The following is a 9,468-nucleotide window of genomic DNA, read 5'->3' on the forward strand; positions in this document are numbered from 1 at the left end:
CCCGGCGTCAGATCCCGATAGCGGGCCTCGAGAAGACAGTAGAGCCCGTAGGACAGCAGACCGAACGCCAACGCGGTCACAGTGACCCGGCCATACGCGGCATGCGCCACCGATCGGAAGGTGGCGTCCAGTCCCTTGGTCTGACGTGCCTCGCCGAGGACGGCAGCCTTGAGAATGAAGGCTCCCACGAGAACGAAGACCGTCGCCCGCGCGATGCACCCGAGCGCTCCGAGCACGCGAATGACGGTGCCGAACCACGGGGGGTGGAGCTCGGCGACGAATCGCTCCTGGAAGGTGAGCTTGACCGATCGCCGACCCAATTCGAGACCGGAGAGGACGAACAGGACGCCGGCGACCCAGACGAGCAGGTGACCGGGCCCGCTGCGCAACAGGGTCGCGGTCAGCGCGGTGTCCTGCGCCTGTTCAGACCCGGCCGTGCCGGCCACCCGTCCGAACGAGTCCAGCAGCGACAAGGTGGTGATGCAGAATGCGACGTACAGCAGGCACCCGAAGCAGGACACCGCCCGCATGCGCCAGCGGTTCATCCTGCTGCCCGCGCGACCCGGCCTGAAGACCGCTTCGACGAGTTGGTTCAGCGCATAGCAGGCGAAGCCGGCGGCGAGCAGGAGCAGCGTCACCTGCCCCCAAGTCTGGCGGGCCGCTTCCTGCACGGCACCCGCGCTGCTCGCCGGCTCTGCCGTCCGCCCGCCTACGGCCGCGAGCGCGATCCGCAGGGCGAGATAGCCCAGCAGAAGGTAGACCACGGCACGTGACACGAGGCCCCACTGGGTCAGCGCCCGCAACCAACGGCCCGGCGCTCCAGCCGTGATCGAGGCTGCGACAGCGGAGAGCTGCCCCGACTCGTTCGGCATCTCTTCAGCTAAGCCGATCTCCTCCGGCTCCGGAACACTGGGCACCTGGCTGCGGTCAGCGGCGCACCGCCTGTCGCGAACGATCCTCGCTGATCGACGGGGTCGACGGCCGATTCCGTCGCGTCAGCGCGACTCCGACGAGAGTCGAGAGTGAGGATCACGCCACGGCGCAGGGATTCGTCGCCGCCGGTCTCGGGATCAGCCTGATCCCGGAGATCGGGCTGGCCAGACGCCATCCGGCCGTCGCCGTACGCTCGGTCTGCAGGCCGGAACCGGTCCGGGCCATCCATGCGGCTGTGCGGGAGACCTCGCTCGGCCAGCCCGCCCTCGACGGACTGATCGCCGCACTGCGGGACGCGGCGGCGACCTAGGGTCGGGAGCCCTCGGAGACTCCTGACGCGGTGTCGATGACGTCGTCGAGGACCTCTCGGGAACGGACCAGGTCGTTGATCATGCGGTCGATCCGCTCACGCTCCGAGGTGAGATCGTTGACCAACCGCGGTGTGGCGATCTCCGACGGGCCGCCGTCGGCATCACGCATGCACGGAAGCAGTTGCGCGATCTTCGAGCTGCACAGTCCCGCCGCGAAGAGCTCCTGGATACGGATGACCCGGTCGACCGCGCTGTCTGGGTAGTCGCGGTGGCCGCCCGGGGTGCGCTCGGCCCCCAGGAGCCCCTGCTCGCCGTAGTAGCGCAGCGAGCGCTCGCTCACTCCGGTGCGCTGAGCCAGTTCACCGATCCGCATGTCGCACCTCGCCTGCCGCCGTATTGAACCTCACAAGAATGTCAGGTTCTACCGTAGCGTCACAACCGCTCGGCCGCCGGGATCAGCTGTTGGCCGAGCACGTCGAGCACCTCGGGCCGGTCGACGTCCTTGACGCCGACATAGACCATCTGGATGCCGAGCCCGGCGAGTTGGCGCAATGACTCGAGCGCACCGCCGATGTCGGCGGGATCGACCATGACCATGCTGGTCTTCTCGATCTCGTCGTAGTCGCGCCCGACCGCATCACAGTGCCCGCGCAGCACAGCGAGCTTGTGCGGGATGTCGCCGGGGAAGAGGTTGCACGCGTCGGCGTACTGGGCGACGAGCCGGAGCGTCTTCCGCTCGCCGGAGCCGCCGATGATGATCCGCGGATGCGGGCGCGACAGCGATTGCGGAGAGTTCAGCGGGCGCTCGAGTTGGTAGTGGCGACCTTTGAACGGTGTCTCGTCGCCGGACCACATCTGCCTGGCGATCTGCAGGGTCTCCTCGAGCCGCTCGAACCGCTCGGACAGCGGCGGGAAGGGAACGCCGAGGCCGACGCTCTCTTCCTCGTTCCAGGCCGCCCCGATGCCTAGCGCCGCGCGGCCGCCGGAGAGCACGTCGAGCGTCGTGACGATCTTCACCAACAGGCCGGGGTGTCGGTAGTGGACGCCGGTGACCATCGTCGCGAGCTCGGCCCGTGCGGTGTGGGCGGCGATGAAAGCCAGCGCCGCGTAACCCTCGAGCATCTCCTGCTCCGCCGGACCGTTCATCCGGATCTGGAAGTAGTGGTCCATCACGGCGATGGAACGAAAGCCCGCTTCGTCTGCCGTCCGCGCGACCCGTGCAAGCGTGTCACCGAGTGCCGGTGCTCCGCCCTGCCAGGTGAAGCTGCCGAGTGTGAGTCCTAGTCGCATCGAGCTGCCTCCCGATGGAAGTTAGTAGTTATACCGTAGCACTATCATCGGAGAATGAGCGGCTGCGGACGTTGCTTCCACCTAGACTGACGCCGTGCCGACCAAGAAGTTGTCCGACGACAAGACCGCGGACGAGCTCGCCGATCTCGCCGACCGGCTCGTGGGACGGATCTGGGGACACTTCCAGGCGCGGGTCGCCGAGTTCGGGCTGTCGATGCCGGAGGCGAAGGTGCTTCAGGCGCTCGACGGACCGGAGATGGTGCCGATGCGTACGCTCGCCGAGCGGGTGCACGCCAACCCGTCCAACATCACCGTCGTCGTCGCACGCCTCGACGGCCGGGGCTACGTCACCCGGGAGGGCACGAGTGACCGCCGGGTGAAAGGTGTTCGCCTGACGAGGGCCGGCCTCGACCTGCGCCGACGCCTTGCCGACCGCCTGCGCGAAGACCATCCGGCGGTCGGCGACCTCTCGCCTACGCAGCAGGCCGCGTTGCTGCGACTGCTGCGCGCGCTCGACCTGTAGCTAGCGGGTCACTTCGAGCGGGAGAAGACGAGCGGGTTCTGCTCCTCGTTGTCCAGCATGTCTCCGACGGTGAGGGTCTCGAAGTAAGCCGGTGGCAGCACGTTCTGAGTCCCGTTGAACGTCGAACCCTCCGGCATGTAGGCGCACGTCATCGCCCGCCGCCGACCGGGCGTCATATTGGCGCCGGCACCGTGGAAGGTGAGCCCGTTGTGCAGCAACGCGCCACCCGCGGGAACCGGGCACGGGACTGCCGCGACATCCGCCCACTCGGGGTAGACGTCGAAGAGAGCACCGAGCTCGTTGCCGATGCCGACGTTGTCGAACTTCTGCGCGAGGTGGCTGCCCGGTACGTAGTAGAGGCAGCCGTTCTCGATCGTGGCGTCGTCGAGCGCGATCCAGATGGTGATGGCGTCCGCCGACTTGAACGACCAGAACGGCACGTCGAGGTGGTACGCCGTCGGATTGCCGTACGGCTCCTTGATGAGTGCCTGGTCGTGCCAGATGCGCACGCCCTTGATGCCGGCGACGTCGGCGACGAAGTGGCCCAGGTCGGACTGAAGGAGCAGCTGCTTCATGTGCTCGTCGGTCTGCCAGAGATTGTTGCGCTGCGTGAAGACCGAGTCGTAGTAGTCCCGCTCCTCCTGCGTGCGCTCGGTGAGCGAGGTGCCCTCTTCGCCGCCGGCGTCGAAGGACAGCCGTTGCCGACCGCGCTGCTCGACCGCGTGGTCAACCGCCTCGCGCCACTCCGCCAGCTCGTCGGAGCTGAGGAATTCATCGACGACGAGAAAGCCCTCCTTGCCGTACCGCGCGCTCTGTTCCTCCGTGACGGTGCTCTTCATGACTGATCCATCCCCTTCTCGATCACGAAATTGCGCCTACCGTCGATGCCAGCGCCCAGGACCCCGGCTGGATGCGCAGGCGAGCCTTGCCGTCTTCGACCGCGAGCACCTCGACCGCAGGGTGCTCCGCGGCCGGTCGTCCGTCAACGACCACGTCGTCGACCGAGGTCGCCGGGATCCGCACCTCGGCGGGCCGTCCGGGCGGCACCTGCAGGTCGCCGCCGACTCCGGCTCCGTCGCGCCGCCACGCGACCTTGACCATCCCCCGCGGCGAATCGAAGCTGCCGGTGACCCAGTCGAGCCGGGCTCCTAGCCGCGGCTCGATCACGAGGTCCCGGTAGGCCAACGAGTCCGGAGCCTGGTCGATGCCGGCCACCGACCGCCACAACCACTCCCCCACCGATCCGAGCGAGTAGTGGTTGAACGAGTTCATCTGCACCGACTGGAAGCCGTGCTCCTCCGTCCAGCCGTCCCAGCGCTCCCAGATCGTGGTCGCACCGCGGCGGATCGAGTAGCCCCAGGACGGGAAGGCCTCCTGGTGCACCAGGGCGAACGCCAGATCCTCACGTCCACCGGCGGTCAGCACGGGGCACAGCAGGGACACGCCCACGAACCCGGTGGTGAGGCGTACGCCGCGGGACTCCAGGTCACGGCACAGGTGCTCGAAGGCGCCGGCCCGCAGCTCCTCGGGGATCAGATCCCACGCGAGCGCCACGAGCTGCGACGTCTGCGTTCCCTCGCCGATGACGCCGTTGGGCTTGGCGAACTCCGCGGTGAACGCCGACCGGACCCGGCCGGCGAGCGCACCGTAGTGCGCCGCGTCCTCCGTCCGGCCCAGCGTCTCGGCGGCTTCGGCGACCAACATGGCGGATCGGGCGAAGTAGGCGGTGGAGACGATGTCCCGCGGTGTCACGGTGTCGATCTGCAGCCAGTCGCCGTATCCGTTGCCGATGGCGTTGCGCCAGATGAGGTCGGGGTTGTGCCGCCAGATGTGGTCGACCCAGGCACGCATCGCGGGGAAGAACCGTTCGAGGACGCGGACGTCGCCGTAGGTCCGCCACAGGTGATGCGGAACGATGACTCCGGCGTCTCCCCATGCCGGGGCGCCTTCGCGGTCGAGCAGGACCACGGGTGCCACGTCGGGGAATGCGCCGTCCTCGTCCTGACCGTCGACCACGTCGAGCATCCACCGGGACATGAAGGCGGCCAGGTCGGCGTTGAAGCACGCGGTCGGGAAGAAGATCTGGGCGTCGGCGGTCCAGCCCATGCGCTCGTCGCGCTGCGGGCAGTCGGTCGGCACGCTCACGTAATTGCCCCGCTGCCCCCAGCGGATGTTGCTGATCAGCTGCTCGACCAGCTCGTCGGAGCAGTGCAGGTCCCCGACCATGGCGCTGTCGCTGTGAATCACCTGCGCGCTGAGGTCATCCAGGGCGAGCTCGCCCGGGTGGCCGCTCACCTCGACGTACCGGAATCCGTGCGACGTGAAGTGCGGCTCGAATACGTCGACGTCGGAGCCGGCGGCGACGACCACCTGGTCGGTCGCCTTCGCTGAACGCAGGTTGGCCGTGTAGAGCTCGCCGTCCTCGAGGGTCTCACCGTGCCGCAGGACCAGACGGGTGCCCGCCGGCAGTCCGGTGAGCCGCACCCGCAGGTGACCGACGAGGTTCTGCCCGAAATCGATGAGCTGCTTGCCCGACGGGCTCCGAGTCGAGGATTTCGGCGCGACCTTCTCGGTCACCCGGACCGGCTCGTCGAGCTGACCAACCAGGGTCGACGTGTCGTCGCCGGAGACCAGGGCGGGCGCCCAGGCCGAGGCGTCGAAACCCGGTGCGTCCCAACCGGGAGTGGCCAGGCGCTGGTCGTGGAACTCGCCCATGAGCGCGTCGGCCGACCGAATCTCGCCCGGCTTCTCCGTCCACGACGCGTCGGTCGCGATGACCCGCTGCGAACCGTCGGCGTCCTCGATGTGGATTTCGGCGATGAATTCGGGGACGCGACCGTAGTGCTGCGCGCGTTGCCGGGAATCGAAGCCGATGTATCCGCACCACCAGCCGTCCGCCACGATCGCGCCGACGGTGTTGCCGCCCTCGACGAGGAGGTCGGTGATGTCGTAGGTCTGGTACTGCAGGCGCGTCGCGTAGTCGGTCCAGCCCGGAGTGAGCTCGTCGTCACCGACCCGGACACCGTTGACGCGCAGTTGGTAGATCCCGCGTGCGGTGACGTAGGCACGGGCCCGACCGGGCCGGCCGGGCAGCTCGAAGTCCCGTCGGAATCGGCGGGGTGGGGAGCCCCACGGGACGGCATCGAGCGGAGTGTCGTCCCTCTGCCCGGGCTCCGGCGGATCGACCGGCGGCATGCTCCGTGGGTCGCGCCGCAACCACCGCGCCGACCAGGCGTCGGGTCGCAGGAGACCGGTCTCGAACCAGGTCGAGACCACCTCGGAGGTGGCGCCGTCCTGGTCGCGGACCTCGAGGTGCAGTCCGTACCGGGTCGACGCGCGCAACGTGGCACCCGCGTAGGCGACGCCACCCGTCGGGTCGTCGCTCTGCACCCAGCCCGTGTCCCAGCCGGCCCCGCCGGTCGAGGTGTCGTCCACCCGCAGGCGGTACGCCGACTGACGGCGTCCCGCCGTATCGGCCGACAGCTTCCACGTGAAGAGCGGCTGGGGCTCGTCGATGCCGAGCGGGGCTGCGCGGTGCTCGGTCTGCAGGGCGTAAGGCGTGAGACTCATACCTGTTCTTTCGCGAGTGTCGGACAGAGCATCATCGTGTGCGGTGGTGCCGGCGGTAGCAGTGTCAGCAGCGCCAGGTGACGCGATGGGTGCCGCCGCCGAGCACGGTCCTGCCGCCCGGCAGGGACGCGGCGTCGAGGTGGGCCTCGCGGTCACCGAAGCCGATGTCGGTCGCGATCCGGCAGGACGCGCCGTCGGGCACGGTCACCTCGCCGGTGACCTCCCGATCACCGGACCGGTCCCACCGCACCCTGATCTCCCCGGCCGGGCTGGCGAAGCGGAATGCGGCCCAGTCGATCCGCGGGGTGACCGACGGTGCGAACTCGAAGCTCGAGAAGCCGACGCCGTCACCGCCTCGCAGCCCACAGACCGACTCGATCGCCCAGTGGAACATCGAGCCGAGACAGTAGTGGTTGAAGGAGTTCATCGTCGCCGATGCCGGGCCGCCGTTGCCGGGCTGGATTCCGTCCCAGCGCTCCCAGATCGAGGTTGCGCCCCGGTTGACCATGTAACCGAGCGACGGATATTCCTCGCGCAGCAGGAGATCGACGGCCTGCGCGGCCCGCCCACCCTTCGCCAGCGCGTCGAGCAGAAAGGCGCTGCCGATGAAACCCGTCTCGAGCCGATTACCGGCCTGCGCGACCATCTCGGCGAGCCGATCCCCGAAGCGGTCCGCCAGCTTCTCGTCGACGAGTTCGAAGACCAGCGCCAGCACGTAGCCGGTCTGGGTCTCCTCGGCGACCGACGGCGCGAACCGCCGGGCCGCGGCGGGCGACCCGACCGGCTCGGTAGCGCGTACCCGGCCTGCATCGGCGTCGACGAAATGCTCGCTGAACGCGGCACGAGACACCTCCGCCCGCTCGGTGAGCCAGTCGCGGTCCGCCGCGGCACCGAGTACGTCGGCCACCTTGGCGGTCACCTCGGTGGAGTGGCACAGCCACGCCGTGCCGAACAGGTCATGGGACGTATCGGGTCCGGCTGGCACCCAGTCGCCGTAGTCGCGACCCCGGCCGTGCCGCCACACGCCGTCGGGGTTGTTGCCGTGCACGAGGCGGAGCCACTCCATCATCGCCGGGAACATCCGCTCGAGCAGGTCGCGCCGGCCGTACCGCTGGTACATCAGCCAGGGCAGGAGCACTCCTGCGTCGGCCCAGGCCGGTGCGCCCGCGCGGTTGCGGAACATGACCCGACCGGTCGGGCGGGGTGCGACGTCGGTGAAGCCGCCCTCACTTGATCTGGCGTCGAGAATGTCCTCGAACCACTTCGTCATGAACCCGGAGATGTCGTAGTTGTAGGCCGCCAACGGCGCGAAGAGCACCGCGTCGGCCAGCCAGCCGAGCCGCTCGTCGCGCTGGGGGCAGTCGGTCGGGGCCTCGAGGAAGTTGGCGCGCTGCGAGGTGAGTACGCACTCGTAGATGTCGTTGAGCAGTCGGTCCGAGGACTCGAACCAGCCGACCCGCGTGACGTCGGTGCCGATGATGGCGCGCTCCACCTGGAGCAGTTCCGCCTCGCCGGCCAGGCCGGTGATCTGCGCGTAGCGGGCGCCGCGGTAGGTGAACCGCGGGGACAGCTCCTCCTCGACAGTTCCGCGGCAGTAGAAGGTGTCGACACAGCGGGCGCTGCGCAGGTTCTCGGTGTAGACGTGGCCGTCGACGTCGAGAATCTCGCCGTAACTGACCTCGACCCGGGTGCCTGCCGCGGTGTGGACCCGCAGGCGGAGGTAGCCGACCTCGTTGCGCCCCATGTCCACGACGGCGGTGCCGTCGTCGAGCCAGGAGATCTCCGCCGGCGGGTGGGTGTGGGTCTCCCGGATGGGCGGTCCGGTCTCGGGCACCAGTGCGGCCGCGGTGCCGGGCGAGATCTCCATGCTCTCCCAGTCGCCGAGGTCGGCGGCCGCGGGTGTCGCCCAGCCGGGTACGGCGAGGCGCAGGTCGACGATCTCGCCGTCGTAGAGGTCCGACGACATGATCTCCGACGCCCGCCATTCCCAGCCCTCGTCGGTTCCGACGGCGACGGTGGTGCCGTCGTCGGTCTCGATCTCGAGGGAGAGGAGCAGTTCGGGGGTGCGGGGAGTGAGCCGCGATTCGCGGTCCGTCCCTATCCGGCCGGCGTACCAGCCGGGAGCCACGACGGCACCGATGACGTTGGGCCCCTCGGACAGGGCGTCGGTGACGTCGTAGTCCTGATACTGCACGCGCCGGGACGAGTCGGTCCACCCCGGACGGAGCAGCGCGTCACCGATGCGGGCGCCGTTGACGTGCAGGTCGTAGGCGCCGAGGGCGGTCGCCCGCACCACGGCCTTCCGCACCGGCGACGTGAGCGTGAAATGCCGCCTCGTCAGATACGCGCCGTGCCCTGGCAGCTGGACCCGCTGCTCCCCCGGAATGACCCAGCGCGCCTTCGTGAAAGCTCCTGTCCCATCGGTCGGATCACCCGACAACGTTTCCTCCGGTGTGGTCGTGGTCAAAGCTTGACGGCTCCCTCGGTGATCCCGGCGACGAAGTAGCGCATGGTGATGCCGACGAGCAGGAACATCGGGATCAGGGCGATGACGTACGCCGCGAACACCGATCCGCCTGCGCTACCGGAAATCCCGAGACTGCTGACGAACTCCTGCAGGCCGGCCGAGATCGTGTATTGCTTGTAGTCCTGGATCACCACTTCAGGCCAGATGTAGTCGCCCCAGATGGTGATCGTCATCAGGATCGCCCCGGTGAGGATGATCGGCCGGGTCAACGGCGCGACGATCCGCAGCAGCACCTGGTATTCCCTGGCACCGTCGACCCGGGCGCTCTCCGTGAGTTCCTTGGGGATCTGCTCGAAGAACCCACGGAAGAGCAG

At 68.8% G+C, this 9,468-nt stretch carries 8 protein-coding genes; 1 reads left to right on the forward strand and 7 read right to left on the reverse strand.

The genetic code is table 11. The features are described from left to right. The 3 genes from VGH85_16785 to VGH85_16795 form a co-directional block, all read right to left on the reverse strand. The coding region (locus VGH85_16785) for a DUF1206 domain-containing protein (protein ID HEY2175464.1) at window positions 1-872 on the reverse strand (872 nt) is incomplete at its 3' end. 367 nt (window positions 873-1,239) lie between these two features. Then, on the reverse strand, window positions 1,240-1,617 hold the full coding sequence (locus tag VGH85_16790; GenBank protein ID HEY2175465.1) for a MerR family transcriptional regulator: 378 nt from the start codon (window positions 1,615-1,617) through the stop codon (window positions 1,240-1,242). A gap of 59 nt (window positions 1,618-1,676) precedes the next feature. Further along, window positions 1,677-2,534, reverse strand: coding sequence for an LLM class F420-dependent oxidoreductase (locus VGH85_16795; protein HEY2175466.1), 858 nt, complete (start codon window positions 2,532-2,534; stop codon window positions 1,677-1,679). Window positions 2,535-2,628: 94 nt separating this feature from the next. Here VGH85_16795 and VGH85_16800 point away from each other — a divergent pair, with 94 nt between their 5' ends. Beyond that, window positions 2,629-3,057 (forward strand): MarR family transcriptional regulator, encoded by a 429-nt coding sequence (locus tag VGH85_16800; protein ID HEY2175467.1) that lies wholly within the window; start codon window positions 2,629-2,631, stop codon window positions 3,055-3,057. 8 nt (window positions 3,058-3,065) lie between these two features. Here VGH85_16800 and VGH85_16805 read toward each other — a convergent pair whose 3' ends face one another. From VGH85_16805 to VGH85_16820, 4 genes are all read right to left on the reverse strand, one after another. Continuing rightward, window positions 3,066-3,896 (reverse strand): phytanoyl-CoA dioxygenase family protein, encoded by an 831-nt coding sequence (locus tag VGH85_16805; protein HEY2175468.1) that lies wholly within the window; start codon window positions 3,894-3,896, stop codon window positions 3,066-3,068. Between the two features lie 22 nt (window positions 3,897-3,918). Then, complete coding sequence (locus VGH85_16810) at window positions 3,919-6,627, reverse strand: family 78 glycoside hydrolase catalytic domain (GenBank protein HEY2175469.1); 2,709 nt, start codon at window positions 6,625-6,627, stop codon at window positions 3,919-3,921. Between the two features lie 64 nt (window positions 6,628-6,691). Next, window positions 6,692-8,935: a family 78 glycoside hydrolase catalytic domain gene (locus VGH85_16815; GenBank protein ID HEY2175470.1), complete on the reverse strand. Its 2,244-nt coding sequence runs from the start codon at window positions 8,933-8,935 to the stop codon at window positions 6,692-6,694. A gap of 155 nt (window positions 8,936-9,090) precedes the next feature. Then, window positions 9,091-9,468: ABC transporter permease subunit (locus tag VGH85_16820; GenBank protein HEY2175471.1), on the reverse strand; the 378-nt coding region annotated here is incomplete at its 5' end.

This window comes from Mycobacteriales bacterium, from assembly GCA_036497565.1.
GTDB lineage: Bacteria > Actinomycetota > Actinomycetes > Mycobacteriales > QHCD01 > DASXJE01.

What these genes read in the sequence shown, in the direction of transcription:
- VGH85_16790 (HEY2175465.1), bottom strand. Translation starts at nt 1,617, where the DNA reads ATGCGGATCGGTGAACTGGCTCAGCGCACCGGAGTGAGCGAGCGCTCG.
- VGH85_16795 (HEY2175466.1), bottom strand. Translation starts at nt 2,534, where the DNA reads ATGCGACTAGGACTCACACTCGGCAGCTTCACCTGGCAGGGCGGAGCA.
- VGH85_16805 (HEY2175468.1), bottom strand. Translation starts at nt 3,896, where the DNA reads ATGAAGAGCACCGTCACGGAGGAACAGAGCGCGCGGTACGGCAAGGAG.
- VGH85_16810 (HEY2175469.1), bottom strand. Translation starts at nt 6,627, where the DNA reads ATGAGTCTCACGCCTTACGCCCTGCAGACCGAGCACCGCGCAGCCCCG.